This is a genomic window from Brotaphodocola sp., from assembly GCF_050873365.1.
Classification (GTDB): domain Bacteria; phylum Bacillota; class Clostridia; order Lachnospirales; family Lachnospiraceae; genus Brotaphodocola.
Window position 1 is genome coordinate 54,751 of record NZ_JBNMIQ010000001.1, and the last position, 21,172, is coordinate 75,922.

General features: G+C 46.8%; 22 protein-coding genes. 4 read left to right on the plus strand and 18 right to left on the minus strand.

Annotated elements, in window-relative coordinates:
* Positions 1 to 5: 5 nt before the first annotated feature.
* Positions 6 to 866: a MerR family transcriptional regulator gene (locus ACR0QT_RS00240; protein ID WP_432628915.1), complete on the plus strand. Its 861-nt coding sequence runs from the start codon at positions 6 to 8 to the stop codon at positions 864 to 866.
* Positions 867 to 1,090: 224 nt separating this feature from the next.
* On the opposite strand, the gene ACR0QT_RS00245 is transcribed toward ACR0QT_RS00240, so the two are convergent.
* The 7 genes from ACR0QT_RS00245 to ACR0QT_RS00275 form a co-directional block, all read right to left on the minus strand.
* Positions 1,091 to 1,453, minus strand: a complete 363-nt coding sequence (locus tag ACR0QT_RS00245; protein WP_432628916.1) for a heavy-metal-associated domain-containing protein — start codon at positions 1,451 to 1,453, stop codon at positions 1,091 to 1,093.
* Positions 1,454 to 1,520: 67 nt separating this feature from the next.
* On the minus strand, positions 1,521 to 1,688 hold the full coding sequence (locus tag ACR0QT_RS00250) for a hypothetical protein (RefSeq protein ID WP_432628917.1): 168 nt from the start codon (positions 1,686 to 1,688) through the stop codon (positions 1,521 to 1,523).
* 16 nt (positions 1,689 to 1,704) lie between these two features.
* Positions 1,705 to 1,896 carry a hypothetical protein gene (locus ACR0QT_RS00255; protein WP_432628918.1) on the minus strand — a complete coding sequence of 64 codons (192 nt, stop codon included), beginning with the start codon at positions 1,894 to 1,896 and terminating at the stop codon, positions 1,705 to 1,707.
* Positions 1,897 to 1,979: 83 nt separating this feature from the next.
* Positions 1,980 to 4,160 (minus strand): ferrous iron transport protein B, encoded by a 2,181-nt coding sequence (feoB, locus tag ACR0QT_RS00260; RefSeq protein ID WP_432628919.1) that lies wholly within the window; start codon positions 4,158 to 4,160, stop codon positions 1,980 to 1,982.
* A 64-nt stretch (positions 4,161 to 4,224) separates the two neighbouring features.
* Positions 4,225 to 4,449: a FeoA family protein gene (locus tag ACR0QT_RS00265; protein ID WP_177978014.1), complete on the minus strand. Its 225-nt coding sequence runs from the start codon at positions 4,447 to 4,449 to the stop codon at positions 4,225 to 4,227.
* 82 nt (positions 4,450 to 4,531) lie between these two features.
* On the minus strand, positions 4,532 to 4,747 hold the full coding sequence (locus tag ACR0QT_RS00270; RefSeq protein WP_177978015.1) for a FeoA family protein: 216 nt from the start codon (positions 4,745 to 4,747) through the stop codon (positions 4,532 to 4,534).
* A 387-nt stretch (positions 4,748 to 5,134) separates the two neighbouring features.
* Positions 5,135 to 6,574 (minus strand): cell wall-binding protein, encoded by a 1,440-nt coding sequence (locus ACR0QT_RS00275; RefSeq protein WP_432628920.1) that lies wholly within the window; start codon positions 6,572 to 6,574, stop codon positions 5,135 to 5,137.
* Between the two features lie 362 nt (positions 6,575 to 6,936).
* On the opposite strand from ACR0QT_RS00275, the gene ACR0QT_RS00280 reads away from it, so the two are divergent.
* Positions 6,937 to 7,353, plus strand: coding sequence for a DUF5684 domain-containing protein (locus ACR0QT_RS00280; protein WP_432628921.1), 417 nt, complete (start codon positions 6,937 to 6,939; stop codon positions 7,351 to 7,353).
* A gap of 439 nt (positions 7,354 to 7,792) precedes the next feature.
* Here ACR0QT_RS00280 and ACR0QT_RS00285 read toward each other — a convergent pair whose 3' ends face one another.
* From ACR0QT_RS00285 to ACR0QT_RS00310, 6 genes are all read right to left on the minus strand, one after another.
* Positions 7,793 to 9,055 carry a 6-phosphofructokinase gene (locus ACR0QT_RS00285; RefSeq protein WP_432628922.1) on the minus strand — a complete coding sequence of 421 codons (1,263 nt, stop codon included), beginning with the start codon at positions 9,053 to 9,055 and terminating at the stop codon, positions 7,793 to 7,795.
* A 109-nt stretch (positions 9,056 to 9,164) separates the two neighbouring features.
* Positions 9,165 to 10,193 carry a sugar kinase gene (locus ACR0QT_RS00290; protein ID WP_432629092.1) on the minus strand — a complete coding sequence of 343 codons (1,029 nt, stop codon included), beginning with the start codon at positions 10,191 to 10,193 and terminating at the stop codon, positions 9,165 to 9,167.
* Positions 10,194 to 10,523: 330 nt separating this feature from the next.
* Positions 10,524 to 11,555: a PfkB family carbohydrate kinase gene (locus tag ACR0QT_RS00295; protein WP_177978020.1), complete on the minus strand. Its 1,032-nt coding sequence runs from the start codon at positions 11,553 to 11,555 to the stop codon at positions 10,524 to 10,526.
* A 288-nt stretch (positions 11,556 to 11,843) separates the two neighbouring features.
* Positions 11,844 to 12,494: a bifunctional 2-keto-4-hydroxyglutarate aldolase/2-keto-3-deoxy-6-phosphogluconate aldolase gene (locus ACR0QT_RS00300; protein ID WP_177978021.1), complete on the minus strand. Its 651-nt coding sequence runs from the start codon at positions 12,492 to 12,494 to the stop codon at positions 11,844 to 11,846.
* A 179-nt stretch (positions 12,495 to 12,673) separates the two neighbouring features.
* The gene (locus ACR0QT_RS00305; protein ID WP_177978022.1) at positions 12,674 to 13,441 is read right to left on the minus strand and encodes an IclR family transcriptional regulator domain-containing protein; all 768 of its coding nucleotides are present in this window, start codon (positions 13,439 to 13,441) and stop codon (positions 12,674 to 12,676) included.
* Between the two features lie 91 nt (positions 13,442 to 13,532).
* On the minus strand, positions 13,533 to 15,017 hold the full coding sequence (locus ACR0QT_RS00310) for a UxaA family hydrolase (RefSeq protein ID WP_432628923.1): 1,485 nt from the start codon (positions 15,015 to 15,017) through the stop codon (positions 13,533 to 13,535).
* A 490-nt stretch (positions 15,018 to 15,507) separates the two neighbouring features.
* Here ACR0QT_RS00310 and ACR0QT_RS00315 point away from each other — a divergent pair, with 490 nt between their 5' ends.
* Together ACR0QT_RS00315 and uxaC are read left to right on the plus strand one after the other, a co-directional pair.
* Complete coding sequence (locus tag ACR0QT_RS00315; protein ID WP_432628924.1) at positions 15,508 to 16,509, plus strand: LacI family DNA-binding transcriptional regulator; 1,002 nt, start codon at positions 15,508 to 15,510, stop codon at positions 16,507 to 16,509.
* A 69-nt stretch (positions 16,510 to 16,578) separates the two neighbouring features.
* Positions 16,579 to 17,994: a glucuronate isomerase gene (gene uxaC, locus ACR0QT_RS00320; protein WP_432628925.1), complete on the plus strand. Its 1,416-nt coding sequence runs from the start codon at positions 16,579 to 16,581 to the stop codon at positions 17,992 to 17,994.
* Positions 17,995 to 18,212: 218 nt separating this feature from the next.
* Here the strand turns inward: uxaC and ACR0QT_RS00325 are convergent, their stop codons facing one another.
* From ACR0QT_RS00325 to ACR0QT_RS00345, 5 genes are all read right to left on the minus strand, one after another.
* Entirely contained in the window at positions 18,213 to 19,211 is a 999-nt protein-coding gene (locus ACR0QT_RS00325) for an AraC family transcriptional regulator (protein ID WP_432628926.1), read from the minus strand.
* A gap of 224 nt (positions 19,212 to 19,435) precedes the next feature.
* A complete protein-coding gene (locus ACR0QT_RS00330) occupies positions 19,436 to 19,798 on the minus strand; it encodes a VOC family protein (RefSeq protein WP_432628927.1) in 363 nt (120 codons plus the stop codon).
* A gap of 14 nt (positions 19,799 to 19,812) precedes the next feature.
* Positions 19,813 to 20,292: a pyridoxamine 5'-phosphate oxidase family protein gene (locus ACR0QT_RS00335; RefSeq protein ID WP_432628928.1), complete on the minus strand. Its 480-nt coding sequence runs from the start codon at positions 20,290 to 20,292 to the stop codon at positions 19,813 to 19,815.
* A 116-nt stretch (positions 20,293 to 20,408) separates the two neighbouring features.
* Positions 20,409 to 20,891, minus strand: a complete 483-nt coding sequence (locus ACR0QT_RS00340) for a flavodoxin family protein (protein ID WP_432628929.1) — start codon at positions 20,889 to 20,891, stop codon at positions 20,409 to 20,411.
* 98 nt (positions 20,892 to 20,989) lie between these two features.
* Entirely contained in the window at positions 20,990 to 21,169 is a 180-nt protein-coding gene (locus ACR0QT_RS00345) for a hypothetical protein (protein WP_432628930.1), read from the minus strand.
* Positions 21,170 to 21,172: the final 3 nt, after the last annotated feature.

The window sequence follows — 21,172 nt, forward strand, 5'->3', positions numbered from 1 at the left end:
TTGTTATGAATATCGAAAATATAAAAGACCTGCCACAGACAAAATACCGCATCGGGGATGTCGCGGAACTCATCGGAATGAGCCGGGACAGCCTGCGATACTATGAAAAGCGAGGGCTTCTCCCCTCAAAGAAAGAAGACAACGGCTATCGCTACTACACAGAGGAAGATCTCGGACGACTGATCTCCATCCTCTATCAGAGAAAGATGGGACTGGGACTTGACAAGATCGCACTCGGATTTCAGGAATCCTCCTCGGACCAGTCAAAGATCAGCCGGATGAGAGAACAGCTTGCAAGAGAGAAAGAAGAAATCCGCGAACACCAGCGCGCAATCGCCCGCCTTCAGATGAGTCTTGAAGACTATGAACTGACCCACCGTCACAGCGAAGAAATCATCGCAAGGGACTTTCCTGCCTCCTATGTCATTCTTCCCGAAACAGACTTTTCCGAGGGGATCACACAGTGGTTTCGTCTCGCCTCCCGCTACCCGGGACTTGATATGATGTACGTCTTCGACACTTACACCTGGAGCAGGGAGGGCGACGAGGTCAATCTCCACTATCAGAAGAGTCAGATGATCTTAAAGAAGGAATTCCGCAATTTCGTGGAATATCCGTTTTCCGAGACTTCGACTCCGCTTATCGAATCCTTCCCCTGCCTCTGTGCCTTCTCAAACTCGAAGAAACGCCTCCCACAGGAAGAGCAGGTTCGCGCCCTCCTCGACACCGCAAACGCGCAGGGATCGACTCCTGCGTCCGAGCTTTACTGCACCTTCATCGGAAGAAGCGAGCGCGAGGAGCAGATTTTCTATGATCTCCAGCTCTATCTCCCTGTGATCCGGAATCAAGATCTCCAGAAGAACTAGATCACGGACTTTCACTCATCTAACTGCCAGAATCCGAATCCCCGACTCGACTAACCGGACTTACTGGACTTACTGGCTCATTACAACTAACTGACTTACTCACAAAACGCAAAAACAGACAGCCCCTTTGATCTCTCCACGGCACTCTCATACCAACTGCCGTACAGATTAAAGGCACTGTCTGTTTTTTTGTTCTTTTAAAAAATGTTTTTAAGAAAGGGACATTACTCCTCAATCGAAGTCACTTCGTAACCGGCTCTCTCCACGCGGGCCTTCACATCTGCGGAATCGATCTTTCGATCATAAGAGACAATCGCCTCTCCGTGCTTGAGGTTGACTTTTGCGGAAGCTCCGTCAATCTTGTTGATCACCTCTGTCACACGATTTACGCAGTGCTGGCAGGACATTCCCTTGATATGAACCGTCATCTTTCCGATCACCGGATTTTCTAACTTCTTATCCTCTGCCGGGAGTTCTGCGGAGCCACCTCCACAGCAGGAACTCTCGCCTCTCATATGTTTCATGGTTCCCTTTACTGCAAAGACTGCAATTGCAAGCAGAACCACAATGATAATTGCATTTGCCATTTTTTTGCCTCTATACTTCTACTTTTACTTCTATTTCTATTTCTTCTCTCATCCGAAGATTTTTCACTCAAGATCTTTCATTTCCGCCCTGATCTTCGCTCTGGAACTTGCGATCACGGCTCTGCTCTCTCCATTTCTGGAACGCTTTAAATCCACCGTAAATCGCAACACCTCCCACATACAGCACGATGAAGATGAGCACCATATAAAACATGGAACCTGTTGAATTTCCCATTTTCGATCCCTATCCTTTATTTATGGAATTTCTTTGGAGCGTGCGAATGGCAGGCTCCTCCGCACGAAGAACAGCTACCGCCACAGCCGGAACAGCCACCGCTTCCACAGCTTCCACCGCAACTGTCACCGAGTACGCCCGTCTTCTTCCAGTAAATGACCAGACCACAGTAAGCAAGTACCGCTACCATTATAAGAATATCAGCCATTTTGATGCGCCTCCTTTTTTGTGCAGAGAAGCCGGGCACATCTCTGCGCCCAGCTCCCATTAAAAAACTTTTTCTACTTATTATTATGATGCAGACTGTACAGATCTCTTGGAGTAAGTCTTCTGATCCTTGTACGGGTCCGGACGGAACAGCATGAACAGCATGAATGCCAGAACAATGATTGCTGCGATCGTACCAACACCAAATGCACCGCCACACAGAACACTACCGATCTGATATACAACCAGAGTTACTGCGTAAGCAAATACGTTCTGGAACAGAATTGCAAACCAGAACCACTTGCGATCCTGCATCTGCTGAGCCATCGTAGAGATTGCTGCCAGACACGGGGAATCAAGCAGGTTGAACAGCAGGAAGCTGAAACCGCTGATTGCGGTCGGGAACCACATGCCAACACCAGCTGCAACGGTATCTGCATCCTCAACATCACCTGCAACATTTGCAAGTACGCCCATCGTGGAAACGATACCCTCTTTTGCACTGAAGCCGGAGATTGCTGCTGCAACCGGCTGCCACTCGCCCCAACCAAGAGGAGCAAACAGCGGAGCGATTGCACCGCCAACGATAGCCATCAGGCTGTCTGCGGAATCCTCAACCATTCCGAATGCGCCATCCTGAACACCGAAGGTACTCAGAATCCACATTACTACGCAAGCCAGGAACAGGATGGTACCTGCCTTGATCATGAAGCCTTTCAGTCTCTCCCAAACGTGAAGCAGTACGGTTCTTGCAGACGGAATGTGGTACTGCGGGAGCTCCATTACGAACGGAGCCGGCTTACCGGAGAACGGCTTGGTCTTCTTTAACATGATTGCTGCAACTAAAACTGCGATGATACCCACGAAGTACATGATCGGGGTCATCAGACCTGCAACATCCCAGCCGGTTACATAACCAGCCATAACACCGCCCATCAGAGCGATAACCGGGAGCTTTGCGCCACACGGAACGAAGGTTGCGGTCATAATTGTCAGACGACGGTCATTATCCTGCTCAATCGTCTTAGATGCCATGATTCCCGGGATACCACATCCGGAGGAAATCAGTAACGGGATGAAGCTCTTACCGGACAGTCCAAAGTGACGGAATACGCGGTCCATAACGAATGCGATACGAACCATGTATCCACAGTCCTCAAGGATGGACAGGAAGAGGAAGAGGATTGCCATCTGAGGCATGAATCCAAGTACTGCTCCAAGTCCGCCGATGATACCATCAACAACAAGGCTGACTACAAGGTCGCCGGCGCCGGCATTCTCAAGGAAACCAGTTGCGATATCCTGAATAGCACCGACAAAGGTATCGTTCGTCCAGTCAGTAACCAGGGTTCCGACTGTGGAAACGGATATGTAGTAAACAACAAACATAACAGCAACGAAGATCGGGATACCGAGGATACGGTTCGTAACGATCTGGTCGATCTTATCGGAGGTCGTCATCTTCTCCTTGCCCTTCTTCACGCTGGAAGAAACGATCTTCTGGATGAAGCTGTAACGTCCGTCGGTTACGATACTCTCCATATCATCGTCATGCTCTTTCTCAAAAGCAGTTCTCGTCTCATCTACAACTTTCTTTCCGGAATCGGACAGCTTTACAGATGCAACGATCTTCTCATCGTTCTCAAGGAACTTGATTGCGTACCATCTCTTCTTGTCATCGGTGATAGACTCCGGAAGAACATCCTCAACCTTGTCAACTGCACTCTCTAATTCCTTAGAGAAGATCTCCTTCGGAAGATCTACTTCCTTCTTCTTTGCAGTCTTTACTGCCTCATCGATCAGCTTGTCAAGACCGGTCTGCTTCAGAGCAGAAATCTCTACGATCGGGCAGTTTAAGAGCATGGACAGACGCTCTACATCAATCTTGATTCCTCTCTTTGCGAGAAGATCCGTCATGTTCAGTGCGATTACAACCGGAACACCAGTCTCGATCAGCTGGGTGGTCAGATACAGGTTTCTCTCGATGTTGGTTGCATCAACCAGATCAACGATTACATCCGGATCATCTTTCAGAACATAGTCACGGGTTACTACCTCCTCCAGTGTGTACGGAGACATGGAATAGATACCCGGAAGGTCCGTAACGATAACATCGTCATGTTTGCCCTTCTTCAGTTTACCTTCTTTTTTCTCAACGGTAACACCCGGCCAGTTACCAACATACTGGTTGGCACCGGTCAGAGCATTGAACAGGGTTGTCTTACCACAGTTCGGGTTGCCCGCGAGTGCGATTTTGATTGCCATTTCTTTCCCTCCATGAGCATTGCGCTCGTTCCTGTGCTTTTCTTTTGAATGAATCTCTCAGTTTTTATTTTGCCTTTACTTCTACGCACTGAGCATCATTTTTTCTTACTGAAAGCTCATAGCCTCTTACAGTAATCTCAACAGGATCTCCCAGAGGAGCTACTTTTCTGATATAAAGCTCGCTTCCTTTTGTGATACCCATATCCATAATACGGCGTTTGTAAGCGGCATCACCGGTAATTTTCGCAACGATTACGGTACTGCCTACTGCTGCATCACCTAAAGTCATCGTGATTATCTCCTTTCCTGAAAACTCATCTTTATAATACAACGCTTTTCCATTCCCTATGACGGATGATTGATTGACTCGATTACATCTCCATCATAATGTGGCGCGCCATATCCTGATTAATGGCAACTCTTGAATCTTTGATGTTTACAATCATGTTGCCTCCGATTGCGGATACGACAGTTACTTCTGCTCCAACGACAAATCCGAGATTAGAAAGAAATCTCTTCGTGTCATCGCTTCCACCGACCTTGCGAATCTTATGTACTTCGCCGGTCTGCATCATTGTCAGTGGCATCTCTCTTCTCCTCTCCTATGTATCTTGTTCTACGTGTTTTATTACTGATACGTTAGCACTAGATAACTCTTTCGTCTAATTAGTATACGCTAACTAATGTTAGCCGTCAACAACTTTTTTGAAAAATATTTTATATTTTTTTTATAAATATTCCTCTTTTTATTATAAACAGACTCCAAATACAGAATTAGGCGCAAAAAAACAGGCTTCCAGCAGAATTTTTTTCGCTGAAAACCTGTTTTTTGTGGTTTATGTGATAGGAATTTTAATTTTTTTATGGTTTAAAAGGATGGTTGTGCAAAATTTATATCGATGATATACGCCAAATCTTGGCAAGCATCGACTGAAACTCATGTGAAAAGCCTCGTCTACGTGGTGTGATTGCTCTTAGTTGTCAGAATCTGCCGTCCACTTCTCGCTGTCTTTGTATGTCACAATACCGTTGCTGTCGGTGCAGTAGTAGTAATCGTCGGCATCCTTGATATTCTTCTTGCTCTTCTGAACCTTACCGGAGGTATTTACAAGGTAATCCTCGTCCTCGTAAGTCACAACTTTGAGTTTCTCATCGGAATCTGCCTTCTGGAGCTGACCCTTGATGTAGAGATAACCGTTGTCAAAACCATCAATGCCCTTTCCTCTCTCATCACCGGACTTCTTAAAGCTGTACTTGTAAGTCTCGCCATCAAGTGTAATCGAGGTAGTTCCTGTCGTCAGTGCGCCCTCCTTGGACGTTCCTCCAAAGTAGTAGACATCCCAGGCTTCATCTGCCTCCGGAAGATCGCTCTCACTCTCAATCTCCTCGTAGGAGACGATCGTTCTTCCATCCACACTCAACTTGTACAGACCATCAAGCATCTCGCCGTGCTCATCAAATCCATAGTAGTAGCCGTTGATCTTCTTGATCTGGCTGACCGTCAGATCGCCGTCCTTGTCCGCATAGAACCAGTGTGCCTCATCCGCATCATGCGCCTCTGAATCTACATTCTCACCCGGAACGGTGTAGAACCAGCCGATGCTCAGCCAGCTATCCGACGGCTGGCTGTAAAACATGTTGCTTGCCGATGCCGGAGTCGCCTCAGACGGGGTTGCATACCAGTTGAAGATCGCATTTCCGTTCTCCGTGAAGCGGTACTTCTTTCCATTGATCTTCTTTGTCGTGTCCACGGTCTTTTTACCGTTGCTCTTGAAGTAGAACCAGTAGTAATCCTGGAAATCATCGTCCTCCTGCTCGTCATCGACGACCTCGATCTTCGCCCACTGGTTGTCTCTGAGCGCGCCATCACCGGCATCTCCGAGATAGTAGACACCCTCTTTCCATGCGTCATCTCCGGTCTGACGCTCTGAGGACTCATTGACCCATCCATAGAGCATTCTTCCCTGATCGTCAAACGCATACTTCTTTGTCTCTCCGCTCGCCGTCACAATGCTCTTGAACGTCGTCTTTCCCGAATCTCCTGCCTTGTACGCTTTTCCGTTCGGTCCAAAATAATACCACGCGGTGTCAGAAGCATCCTCGCTGTCATCGGTGTTGTCCAGCTCGATCCAGCGATTCTTCACCTGCACGCCATTCTCATCCACGTAGTAATAATTGTCATCGACCTCAATCAGACTGTCCGTCGCCATCTCGCCGTTCTCATCCAGCCAGTACCAGTTGTCGCCGGATTTCTTCCACGCTTCCGTCACCTGATTTCCGTCTGTATCATAGTACTGCCACGTTCCATCCGTGTTCTGCCAGCCATATGCCGCAAATGCGGTCATCGAAGCTCCGATCGTCATCACTGCTGTTGCCAGCGGAATCAAAATCTTCTTTTTATTCTTTAATTTCATCTTTATATGCTCCCTTCCATTTTCACATGCTAATCATGATTTCTTTTTTATTTTTTCTTTCTATCACCTGTTCTCTGTGATGAGCTTACTGTACACCTTGGAACTGTTCCAAGGTCAAGCGATGTAACACTTTTGTAATAATTCGTAAGTCCCCCGTAAATTCGTAAGGCGGACGTAAAAATTGTGTTTGCTTGACGCTGTAAGGGGTTTCCTGTATAATTCAGGGTGAATATCTTACTCTGAATCACGCGCCAAGTTCACGCTTGCGGAGACTTAGACTTGAATTTTAGAGTGGAAATTTTCAGAAGTCCCGGATCAAAATTTGATTCAAATCTATGGGGAATGGAAAGGAATTTTTGCTTATGGATGGAATGATAGCAGTTTTTGCCATCGCGGCAGTCTTTGCGATCTGCTGGTATATCTTGAATGTCGTCGCATACTGGCGCATTTTCACAAAGGCAGGGGAAGCCGGTTGGAAATCCCTGATCCCGGTTTACAACACCTATGTTCAGTACAAACTCACCTGGAATACGAAGATGTTCTTTGTCTCACTTGTACTCTCTCTGATCACAGGAAGCCTCTCGATGATCGGAGGTTCCGCTGAAAACCTCAGCTATGTAATCTCCCTGATTCTCGCAGTGATTCAGCTGACCGCCCTCTACAAGCTCGCAGAAGCATTTGGACGCGGAGTCCTGTTCGCTGTCGGTCTGGTGTTCTTAAACCCGATCTTCCTGCTGATCCTTGGATTCAGCGACAACCAGTACCAGGGTGCGCACTAAGAATCCGTGCAATGCTCAGATATTTCTACTTAGATTATACTGAGGAAAACAGCCCTTCTAAGCTACATAAATGTTATAATTATAGTAAGTGACAAGGCGACGAAAGGCGAGAAAGCACCTGCAAACCCGTGTGAGATGTCGGTGTTTAGGTCGCGTGTTTTGCGACCTTATGCACCGTTACATCGAACCCGGAGCGAGAGCGCGTTTGCAGGGCTTTACTCGCCGTCGGAGCATATAACGCAAGTTTCGATGCAACACAAATCAACAAAAAAAGCTGTCTTGCGATCCCCCACAACTCCGTGGCGAATCACAAAACAGCTTCTTTTTTATATTTTCTTATATTTTTTGTCTTATATTCTTTGTTTTATTTCCTCTGCTCCAAATTTCTCTTTAGAACTTCAGAAACCTTTAAACTTTACACTTTACACTTTGTACTTTATTATTTCTTGTACGCAATATCCTCAAGACGCAGATGACGCGGAAGTCCATCTACCATCATCGGGGTCAGCTCTGCCTGAATCAGCGGGCGAACGTAGTCGAGGAACTCATCGGTCACATAGTCACCAGCCTCATTGATCCACTCTCTCGGAACCTTCTTCTCGACATTCGCAATCTTGTGAACATCGTAAATATCCGTTACGCACAGATACGGATCATCGGAGACACGCTTTAAGATAACCATCTTACCGGTCTCACCCTCGAAAGCAGCCTTTACCGCAGCTCCACCTACCTGATAAGCCTCGGTGATATCCACACGGCCTACGATATGGGAAGCACAGCGCTGAAGAGAGTTGAACTCGATTGCTCTCGTCTTACAGCCAACTTCCTTGGAGATCTTCTCAGCAAGGAAACGAGCCGTTCCGGTCAGCTGACGATGACCAAATGCATCCACATAGTCGATGTTGTCGGTCAGCTCACAGACATAACATCCGTCTGCCACCTTGACACCCTCGGATATTGCGATCACAACCGATTTCTTCTTCTTGTGGATCTCAGCCACCTTCTTCATGAATGCATCCACATCAAAGGTGATCTCCGGCAGGAAGAGCATATCCGGTCCCTCGCAGTCCTCACCGGTTGCCAGTGCAGCAGCTCCGGTCAGCCATCCTGCATTTCGTCCCATGATCTCGATCAGGGTAACGTTCTGCTGGTCATATACCAGACCATCGCGGATAACTTCCTTCGTGATCGAAGCGATGTACTTTGCAGCACTTCCGAATCCCGGAGTGTGGTCGGTCACAGCAAGGTCATTATCAATCGTCTTCGGAACACCCATGAAACGGATCTTGCTTCCGTTTAAGATTGCATAATCAGAGAGCTTCTTGATCGTATCCATCGAATCGTTTCCACCGATGTAGAAGAAGTACTCAACACCCAGCTTGTCCAGAATCTCAAAAATCTTGTCATAGACAGCACGGTCATCCTTGATCTCCGGCAGTTTGTAACGGCAGGAGCCGAGGAATGCGGACGGAGTGCGCTTTAACAGATCGATGTCGAGATCGCTTCTGATGTGCTCAGACAGATCTACGACCTTCTCTTCGAGCAGTCCCTGAACACCGTGAAGCATACCGTATACCTTTCCTGCTCCGCGATCCTTTGCAGTCTTAAATACGCCTGCAAGGCTGGAGTTGATAACTGCGGTCGGTCCACCGGACTGTCCTACGATTACGTTGCCTCTGATTTGACCCTTGAATGTCTTCATAAAATTGTTCCCCCATTATCTTTTTTTATTGCCTTATCCCTTATTTTAAACTTTTCCCATACTGTTTTTCTTTTTTCTTTTTTCACGCTATGCGTCCCCTTAATCGCCTTTAGCGTGCCATCTCAAGCTGTGGTCCCGTGCTCTGATGTGCCTTGATGATCGTCTCAATCTCCTCAAGATCGGAGGACGGCAGATCGCCAGGAATCGTGTTCTTGACGGAGCTTGTCGCATTTCCATACTGCATTGCACGCTCACAGTCAAAGTCGCTTGAGAGCAGACCATAGAGAGCGCCTGAAATGTAAGCATCTCCGCTTCCGATTCGATCCACAACCTCAATATCGCGGTATGGCTCCTCCTCGTAGTAGCGGTCATTCTTTGCATCATAGACAACAGAGCCGAAATCATGACGCTTCGGGCTGTGTACCACGCGCTGGGTTGATGCCACAATCGAGATCGGATACTCCTCGGTAAAGCTCTTCATCATCTCTTTTGCCGTGCCAGTCTTCTTGAAGGTCAGACGCGCGGTATCCTCTGAGCAGAAGAAAATATCCACATACGGCAGGATCTGCTCGATGCATGCCTTTGCTTCCTCTCCACTCCACAGGTTTCCACGGAAATTGACATCAAACGAAACAATCGTTCCCGTTGCCTTGAAGCGCTTGATCATCTCAATCGTCGTCTCACGGATCTTCGGGCTGAGAGCCAGTGTAATTCCACTCGTGTGGAAGCAACGCGTTGCCGTGTAAACATCCTCCGGGATCTCGCTGATATCAAGAGAATAGAACGAACTTCCTACACGATCATAGATAACCTTCGGCTTTCTCGGGTAAGCTCCACTCTCGTAGTAGTAGATTCCGACGCGGGCATTCGGTGACTTATCGTAGATGAAATAGTCATCGCTGATGCCGTAAGAACGGATTTTTCCTTTCATGAAGGTTCCGATATCATGAGATGGAAGTTTGGAAATGATTCCGGTGTGAAGTCCAAGCAGAGAAACTCCAACTGCCACATTCAGCTCTGCACCTCCGACCTGCTTGATAAAGGTATCTCCGCGAACAAGACGCTCATTATTTGGCGGTGACAGGCGAAGAAGTACCTGTCCAAGTGTCAGCAAATCAAAATCTCTTGTGTTCTCCATCATTTTGCCCTCCGGCGCTTTTGCGCTTTCTTAAATTCTGTTCTGTATTCTGTTCTGCTGTGTATGGAACTCATGATCTGACAAAGAACTCTGAACTCTGGAAAGAATCAAAAAAGAATCCAAAACGAATCCCCAAAAGAATCAAACGAATTCTAAAGAATTCTGATAGATAAAATGGCTAATTCCTGTTACGGAAATTAGCCATTTATCTATGATGTCAGTATATCAATCTATTATTTATGAAATAACGAATACCCAAAAATTTTCTGTGAATTTCAAAGAAATTCCAAAGGAATCCCCAATGAATTTAAAAGTCCCTATGAACTTTAATTATCTCTGTACACGACCTGAACCGTCGCCACCTGCCAGATTGTCAACATCTGCACGGCTAACAAGGTTGAAGTCGCCCGGGATGGTGTGCTTCAGAGCAGATGCAGCTACTGCGAACTCCAGAGCATCCTTCATGTTCTTGCCATCTACCAGACCGCAGATCAGACCACCAGCGAAGGAATCGCCACCACCTACACGGTCAACGATCGGAGCGATGCGGTACTTTCTGGAGTGATAGAACTCACGGGTCTTACCATCCATGATGCAAGCAGACCAGCCGTTGTCAGAAGCGCTGTGGCTCTCACGCAGGGAGCTGATGATGTACTTGAATCCGAACTTGTCAGCCATCTGGTTGAAGATATCAACATAACCAGCCAGCTCCAGCTCACCGGAGGTAACATCGGTGTTGCCCGGCTTGAAGCCAAGAACCTTCTCTGCATCCTCCTCGTTACCGATGCAAACGTCAACATACTGCATCAGGTTGGTCATAACCTTCTGAGCCTTCTCGGAAGACCACAGTTTCTTACGGAAGTTTAAGTCAACAGATACGGTTACGCCGTGAGCCTTAGCAGCCTTTAAAGCAGCCTCGGTCAGCTCGATTGCAGCGTCGCTTACAGCCGGGGTAATTCCGGTGAAGTGGAACCAATCTGCATCCTTGAAGATCTCATCGAAATCGAACTCGTCCGGAGTAGCGGTAGAGATGGAGCTGTGTGCACGATCGTAAACAACGTTGGAAGCTCTCATTGCAGAACCGGTCTCCAGGAAGTAGATACCCAGTCTCTCACCGCTTCTTGCGATGTGCTTGGTTCCTACATTGTACTTTCTCAGAGCTGCTACTGCGCAGTCACCGATCGGGTTGGACGGAACAGCGGTAACGAAGTCTACATCATGACCATAGTTAGCCAGAGATACTGCTACGTTAGCCTCACCGCCACCGTAGTTTACATCGAACTCGTCTGCCTGGATAAATTTCTCATTATTCGGGGTGGAAAGTCTCAGCATGATCTCACCCATGGTTACTACTTTTGCCATTTTTGTGTCTCCTTTAATTTTCTTAATTTTATTTCTTTATCTTATTTCTTTGTTTATTACTTTTTCTTTTTGGTATTGCTGTATTACTTTTTCTTTTTTCTTTGTACTAATTCGCTTTGTGATGACTTCCCATGAATGACCGCGTCCGATCCGATTGCTCAGAACAGGCGCGGTATCCAAAGGAAATCCATTATCGAATAATCCGCAAATACGAATGATGAATCTCAGATAAATAAATCTTACCGATTTATAAACTTTATAAACGTGTTAGCGTGTTATAAACGTGAATTACTTACGTGCTGCTGCTACTGCTGCAACGAACTCCTGAGCCTTTGCAGTTACTGCTGCGAAGTCGCCGGTCTTAGCACCCTTGGTCAGGCTGCTTCCGGTACCTACTGCGTATGCACCTGCATTGATCCACTTGTCTACGTTGTCTACATCAACACCGCCACTCGGCATGAACTCGCCCTGCGGAAGCGGTCCACGGAAGGAGCTGATTGCTGCCGGTCCTACAATGTTGCCCGGGAAGATCTTGATAACGTCGCATCCAGCCTCAAGAGCGGTAATTGCCTCGGTAGGAGTCATAACGCCCGGAAGCATCGGTACTCTGTAACGGTTGCACAGCTTGATGGTCTCAACATTCAGACCCGGGCTTACAACGTAGTTTGCACCAGCCAGGATAACCTGTCTTGCGGTCTCCGGATCAAGAACGGTACCTGCACCGATTACAACCTTGTCGTTGTCCTTGTACTTCTTAGCCATAGCTGCGATGAAGTCAACCGGGTTGCCCTCGTCCATGGTCATGGTGATCTCGATGAAGTTGATTCCGCCAGCGATGATTGCGTCAACAACCTTCTCGCCCTGCTCCAGGTTCTTTGCACGAACAACTGCTACCAGACAATCTTCTTTCAGTCTTGCTAATACCTGCTCTTTTTTCATGATAGTTCTCCTTTTCTTGGTTTCATTTATTCGTATATGCGAATTCATTTCACATTTGCGATTTCTATACTTGAATTCTAATAGTTTCTTTCCCATTTGTCAACAGGAAATCTACTTATTTTTATCTTTTTCTATCTTACTTTTTATCTTTTTTTATCCCACCTGTATTCTGGGGATTCCTACCTGCGCACGGAACCGATAAAACCGAGTCTTTTCGAGACTTCCTGCGCCTTTTCAGAGACCATTTTTCCGAGGAGTTCATAGTTCTCCGTCGGCTTGTACAGGCTTGATACACTGATTGCTCCTGCGACACTTCCATCCGGTCCAAAGACAGGGGCACCGACACACTCCATGTGCTCCTCCATCTCGCGCGCATCAAACGCATAGCCGTTCTGGCGCACGCGGTCAAGCTCTGCAAGCAGGGACGCACGGTCCATGATCGTCCGATCGGTCTTCTGGCGGAATTTGATCCGGTTGATCACCTGACGCACGGTCTCCTCATCGCTGAACGCGAGAATCGCCTTGCCAAGCGAGGTGCAGTACATCGGATTCTTCGTGCCGACAGTCGCCGTCGTGATGATCGGATTCTCTGGCTCTGCCTTACAGATATAGACGACATCGTGATCAGAACGCACCCCGAAAAAGACTGTCTTGCCGACTTCCTTCGCAAACGCGCGCAGTTCCGGCTCAATCACACTGATAAAATCCAGGTTGTTGGTATAATTGATTCCAATCCGGTACGCTGTCAGACCAATCGTGTACCGCTGTCTCTGACCGCGGTCCACATTGACCATTCCCATCTCCGCAAGAGTCGTCACAATGTCATAGGCACTCGTCTTCGGAAGTTCCAATTTTTCACAAATATCATCCAGAGTGATGCCTTCCGGATTCTTTGATACCAGTTTGAGGATCTCAACAGTCCTCTGGGTCGTTCTGTTCAGTTTCATATTCTGTCACGCCTTTCTGTGGCAGGGGCAGGAGCAATCAATCGGGATCGATTATCATTTGGAATAAAACAGCAATGATAAAACAACAATCTTACAGCGTTACACCCTGCTTGAAGATCGCCATATCGTGGAAGCCGGCCTCCTCTGCCTTTACTTTCTTACCTGAAGCAACTGCCAGCACATAGTTAAACAGATCCTGTGCAAGCTCTTCCTTACTCTTATCTTCTACCATACGTCCGGCATTAAAGTCAATCCAATTTTCCTTGTGACCAGCCAGCTTGGAGTTGCTCGAAATCTTGACAGTCGGAACCGGAGATGCAAACGGAGTTCCGCGTCCGGTTGTGAACAGAACGATCTGTGCGCCGGATACTGCAAGTGCAGTGGAAGCAACGAGGTCATTGCCCGGTGCAGACAGCAGGTTCAGACCTTTCTCCTTTACCTGCTCGCCGTATGCGAGTACACCCTTGACCGGAGCGCTTCCGGACTTCTGGGTACATCCGAGGGACTTATCCTCCAGAGTGGAGATACCGCCCTTCTTGTTACCCGGAGACGGGTTCTCGTAAATTGTCTGGTTGTGGCTCTTGAAGTAGTTCTTAAAGTCGTTGATCAGATGAACGGTCTTGTCAAACAGCTCCGGAGTTGCACAGCGATCCATCAGAAGGGTCTCTGCACCAAACATCTCCGGCACCTCGGTCAGAATCGTTGTACCACCCTTGGAGATCAAAAGATCGGAGAATGCACCGACGGTCGGGTTTGCAGTGATTCCGGACAGACCGTCAGAACCGCCACACTTCATACCGATGATCAGCTCGCTTGCATCGATCTTCTCTCTGGAGAAACCATTTACATAGACAGCCAGCTCTTCAAGAAGCTTCATAGCCTCTTCCTGCTCATCCTCAACATCCTGGCACTGAAGGAACTTCACGCGCTGGTCATCGTACTCGCCGATGTACTGCTCTTTTAACAGCGGGATGTTGCTGTTCTCACAGCCAAGACCGAGAACGAGAACACCACCTGCATTCGGATGATGAATCATATCAGCCAGGACGGTACGGGTGTGCTCCTGGTCATCTCCCATCTGGGAACATCCGTAAGGATGGGTAAATGCGATGACATCCTCGACATTGCCACCGATCAGCTTCTTTGCCTGACGCTCAAGTGCCTGTGCGATGCTGTTGACACAGCCAACGGTCGGGATGATCCAGATCTCGTTTCTTACACCGACTTTTCCATCGGTACGGCGATATCCGTCAAAGTATGCATGCTCGGACTCTTTCAGAGTGGAAGCAACCGGATGATACTGGTACTCAAGCAGATCGCCCAGAGCGGTCTTTAAGTTGTGTACATGTACCCAGCCACCCGCCGGAACTGCTTCCTTCGTGTAACCGATGCGGAAACCGTACTTAATAACCTCACTGCCCTGCTCGATCGGCTTTAATGCAAACTTGTGACCCTGCGGGATATCCTCCTGCGTCGTCACGTTGTACTGGCCGACCGTGAGCTGTTCGCCCTTCGCAATCGGACGAAGTGCAACTGCGACATTATCGTTCTCATTGATTCTGATAAAATCCTGCATAACTCTTCTCCTTATCTATCGCTTTTGGTGTTTCTTTTTTGTTTTTAATGTTTCTGTTTTGTTTTTGGTGTTCCTGTTTTTGCGTTTGTTCTTTGTTTGTTCTTTGTTTCTTCTTTTTTACTTCTTACTTTTAATGCTTACTTCTAATGCTTTTTCAGTACCCTGAAGTACCTCAATGCTTTACCACTTTTTACTGCTTTACTGCTTTCATATTTTCAGCTTTATACTTTTGGTGTCATTTTTGGTGTCATCCGCCTCTCCCTAAATTAAGGTTTTTAAGATCTCATTTCAAGAGAGTCAGTCACCGTTCTCGTGTTGTAAGTGCTTACAATTATTCTACCCAAACTCTCCCTATAAGTCAAGATGGAATCTTTAATTTTTTTCAAATAAATTCCACAAAACCTCTCATAACCACTTGCATTATTTCATTTTGACGGTTATAATGATACTAGCTTGTAAGTACTTACAGAAAACTAGGGAGGAAAGACGGATGAACATTTATGACGTATCGAAAAAAGCCGGAGTGTCCATCGCTACTGTCTCCCGGGTTCTCAACGGCAATCCCAATGTCAGCGAAAAAACCCGGGCGCGGGTACACGCCGTCATGAACGAGCTGGGATATACGCCAAACGTATTTGCAAGGGGACTGGGGCTTGGCTCCATCAAAACCATAGGTATCATGTGTTCGGATTCTTCAGATCCGTATCTCGCGCATGCGATCTACTACCTTGAGCGCGAACTGCGTGTGAATGGATACGACTCCATTCTCTGCTGTACCGGCAACTCTCTCGAGACCAAACAGCAGTATTTCAACTTGCTCCGTTCCAAGAAAGTGGACGCGATCATCCTTGCGGGTTCTAAGTTCATCGAATCAAAAGTCAAGGATAACACCTATATTTTGGAGGGCGCACAGGAGATTCCGATCATGCTTGTCAACGGTTATCTCGAAGGAGACAACATTTACAGCACCGTCTGCGATGATCGCATGGCTGCTCACAAGGCAACCAGTCAGCTCATCGCCTCCGGATGTCGAAAGATTGTCTACCTTTATACAAGCAATTCCTTCAGTGGAACGAACAAGATGAAGGGTTACCGCGATGCACTCACCGGACACGGTCTTCCGGTTCGACCGGAATACATCCATCAGTGTGAGAAAGATGTGATCTGTGCCCGCGATCTTCTTCTTGAGCTCGCCAAAGATGGTCTTGTCTTCGATGCTGTGATGACCTCGGACGACACTCTTGCAGTCGGCGCAATCAAGTATGCTCACATGCAAGGGCTCAAGATTCCGGACGATTTGAGCATTGTCGGATACAACAATTCGACCTATGCGATCTGTACCGATCCGGAGCTCACCTCGATCGACAGTAAGGTGGAGGCACTCTGTACTGCCACAATCAATACCCTTATGGGCGTTTTCAACGGTGTCAACGTACCCAGTCGGACTACGATTGCCGCCGATTTGATAAAAAGAGCAACAACAAAGTTTTAAAAAGTTTTAGGATTTAAAAAGTTGTAAGTTGTATCTATCTACTACATTCATTTAAGGAGGATTTTTCCAATGAAACAGTTTATGGACAAGGATTTTCTTCTCTCAAGCGAGTCTGCACAGGCATTATTCCACAACTATGCAGAGAATATGCCGATTCTTGACTACCACTGCCACATCAACCCGAGAGAGATCGCTGAGGATCGCAAGTTCGAGAACATCACTCAGGTATGGCTCGGCGGTGACCACTATAAGTGGCGTCAGATGCGTTCCAACGGCGTAGATGAGAAGTACATCACCGGCGATGCTTCTGATCGTGAGAAGTTCCAGAAATGGGCTGAGACCATGGAGAAGCTGATCGGCAACCCGCTGTATCACTGGAGCCATCTTGAACTTCAGCGTTACTTCGGTTACACCGGACATCTGTGCGGAGATACCGCTGAGGAAGTTTGGAACCTGTGCAACGAGCAGTTAAAGAACAAGTGGACCGTTCGTAGTCTGATCAAGGCTTCCAACGTAACCCTGATCTGCACCACCGATGATCCGATCGACTCTCTTGAGTGGCACAAGGTTATCAAGGAAGATCCGACCTTCGACGTACAGGTTCTGCCGGCATGGAGACCGGACAAGGCTACCAACATCGAGAAGCCGGAGTACGCTTCCTACATGCAGAAGCTGTCTGAGGTGAGCGGTGTTGAGGTTAAGGATTTCGCTTCCTTAAAGAGCGCAATCGACAATCGTATGCAGTTCTTCACTTCCATGGGATGTAGCGTATCTGACCACGGTCTGGACTTCATCGTTTACGTTCCGGCAACCGACGCTGAGATCGATGCAATCATCGCAAAGAAGCTGTCTGGTCAGGAAGTTACCCACGAGGAGATGCTCAAGTACAAGACTGCATTCATGATGTTCCTTGCAAAGCAGTATCACAAGTATGACTGGGCTATGCAGATCCACTACGGTTGCAAGCGCGACAACAACGCTTACATGTACAAACAGCTCGGACCGGATACCGGATACGACTGCATCAACAACTACGCTCCGGCAGCTCAGACCGCTGACTTCCTGAACGCACTGAGCGCAACCAACGAGATCCCGAGAACCATTCTGTACTCCCTGAACCCGAACGATGACGCTGTAATCGGCACAATCATCGGATGCTTCCAGGATACCTCCGCAGCAGGCAAGCTCCAGCACGGTTCTGCTTGGTGGTTCAACGATCACAAGGTAGGTATGACCAACCAGATGACCAGCCTTGCAAACCTGGGATGCCTCGGCAACTTCATCGGTATGCTGACCGACTCCAGAAGCTTCCTGTCCTACACCCGTCACGAGTACTTCCGCCGTGTAATGTGCGAACTGCTCGGAAGCTGGGTAGACAACGGTGAGTATCCGGATGACCAGAAGGCTCTTGAGAAGATCGTAAAGGGCATCTGCTACAACAACGCAGTGAAGTACTTCGGTTTTGATTTAAAGACGGTTGAGTAAGTAAATTCAAGATTTAAATACTCTTAATACGATCAATACTGTCGAAAGAAATTAAGACGTTTCAAAAGAAAAGAACCCGTTCCCCTATATGGTGGACGGGTTCTTTTTTGTTGCTGTCGTTTTTCTTTTCTTTTTTATTCTCTCTTCAATCTTTATTTCTACTCTTGTTCTTGTTACGCTTTCCGTAACTCTTCTCATTATTCTGTTTTGTCGTTACTTTACTTTGCCTTTTTTTCATTCACTGCAATCCAAATTTCACACTGATAATTCGGATCAGAGACATCCTCAGATGAATACACTTCAAATTCCACATTCTCCGCATATTCATATTGACTGCTCTGCGGGAAAAATTCTGTCACAATTCGATTATACGTTTCAATAAACGCATCCGGCATCTTTCCTCTGCTGGTAAAAACTGCATATGTATGTGCCGGGATTGTCACAAGTTCCAAATCATCATCCACATTCCGTCCATCATACTCAACACCAATTCCATACGGAAACTGCTTCGCATTCAACTCCGAAGAAAAACAAATTTCTAACAGTCCCTTCATCCTCGGTGCTTTCGGCAGATAGGAAATCAAACGTGCCATCGTTCCATCCGCACCATATTCCTGCCACATTGCGGTAATCTCCTGAGTTGCACTTGCACTCTGCGGTTTTCCCACTCTCTTTCGCTTACATACAACCTGAAACTCATCTCTTTTTTCGATTCGATAATCCATCTTACTGCCTCCTGTCAAAATTAATTTCACAGACAGAGGAGTAAAGATTTTGACCTTGCCACTATATTTTGCTTCACTTGGTGCAATGCCATGAAACCGGGTAAAGGCACGCGAAAAACTTTCCGGTGTATCATATCCGTATTTCAGCGCAATATCAATGATTTTCGCTTTTCCTTTCGACAACTCTTCTCCTGCAAGAGAGAGTCGGCGCATACGGATATAATCGCCCAGCGAACAGCCACACAGAATACTGAATACTCTCTGAAAGTGAAATGAAGACGAATATGCCTGTTTCGCAACTTCTTCGAAATCAATCTCTTCTGTGATACGGATATAATCGCCCAGCGAACAGCCACACAGAATACTGAATACTCTCTGAAAGTGAAATGAAGACGAATATGCCTGTTTCGCAACTTCTTCGAAATCAATCTCTTCTGTGATATTGGCTTCCACATAGTCAATCGCCCGCTGAATTCCCTGTATCCAATTCATCTCTCTCCACTCCTTTTCTGTGATTACAGTCTAGCAGAATAGGAACAGCGTTTCCTGATTTCGTATGCTCTGAGGTGTTATGCTTCAAAGTAGATGTCTCTTTTACCTATTGAAACGATATAACTCAAAATAGATGCGCAGTGATTCTGATGGGAAAATGTCAGCAAAACTGATCAGAATCACGCGCCAAGTCGATGCTTGCGTCGACCTGAAAAACAGTCGCGCTACATAGGCGTTCTCACCTCAATCAGATTTCCGTCCAGATCATAAAAGCGAACCATCTTCTGCCCCCAGCTGTACGTCGTGAGCCGGTTGACATACTGCACCTCCGGATACAACCGTTCCAGCTTTTCAACAAACGCCTCCAAATCATTCTCCTCAAAATACAATTCACAGGCATTGTTTCTCGGAATGACCTCTTTTCCCAGAAACTCCCGCCAGATCTTCTCATCCTGAAGCACAAGCCCATCCATTAATATCATATTGCCATCATTTTCAACAATCCGATCAAGACCGAACAGATCGTGATAAAACTGTCTCGATCTTTCGATGTCTTTCACGACAATCAAAATATTTTTTAATTTCATTTTATCTATCCTATCTAGCGCTCCTGTATTTCCTTGCCACTCATATGTTCAATCTCAATTTCAAAAACCTGAACAACTTTTCCAAGTTTCGCAATTTCCTCATCAACCAGCTGTTCCGTCGGATAGTATTTCATCGCCATCTGTTTTAATAATGCCATCGCCGTCTCACCTGTTTCAAGCAGATGGCATCTGCCAAACACAACCGTGCTCTGCACAAACGGCGCCCAGGCTTCTTCTTTTTTGATCCTCTCATTTCCATAAACGGTGAAACACACCTTGTCATTCGCCCTCAGAGCATCGGCTTTATGTCCTTCACGCGCCCCATGAAAATAGATTCTCTGATTTTCTCTGTCGTAAAAATAATTGACAGGAATCGCATACGGATACCCATGATCCCCGTTTACTGCAAGCACACCCCTCCGGCTTTTTTCTAAAAGGGACTCTGCCTGACTTCTGTCCATCTCTTTTTTCTTTCTGCGCATTTCTCGAAACATTCTTTTTCCTCCAATCCAGTCAAATTTTAAATTCAAGTCGACACTTGCAGAGACTTGGTGCGTAATTCTGGTCAGCTTCGCTGATATCTTCCCATCAGAATTACTGCGCTTCTCCGTTATTCTGCATAAACCGTTTTGCCAAACTGATATGCCTCGCTCAAATGGTTCGTCTTATCGATCTGCGATCTTCCATTCGTGTCACCACATCCACCTGCGAGCAACATTCCCTTGTCACGAAAACCAATATAATTGATCACAGCAAATTTATAATAAGATACCGCCTGCTCATACGTCCAGAACAGATCATCGGCGGAAGTCATCAGCAAGACGGCATCCTTAACCGGATATTTTTCATATCGACCGAGTGGCGGATTTGGATCTTCTTCTGCGATACAGTAAAATCTCTCGATAAATGCTTTCAGCTTAGAGGATATTGTCCAAAATAATAATGGAGATGCAAATGCAATCATGTCGGCTTCCTTTATTTTCGGAACGAGATCGTTAAATCCGTCTTTCTGTATACATGGCTTTCCATAACGGCAGGCATTACAGCCGATACAGCCTTTCACCGCAATCTTATTAAGCGATATAAGCTCCACCTAATGTCCGGCATCCGTCGCCCCCTGCATAAATGCATCTACCAACTGTCTTGTATTCCCTTTTGGGCGACCCCCGCCCAAGATGACCAGTATTTTCTTCATGGCTCACTCCTGTTTTTATAATCAGAAACCCAATTTCTTCCATTCCAAAGTGCTTTTAGTGTTTTTAGTGCTTTTAATGCTTTTCTTGTTATATCTTTCATTGTACCATAAAAAACAGGGCTAACGTACAAATTTTCAAGTTTATACATTAGCCCTATCTGATCTACCATTTTCAATTT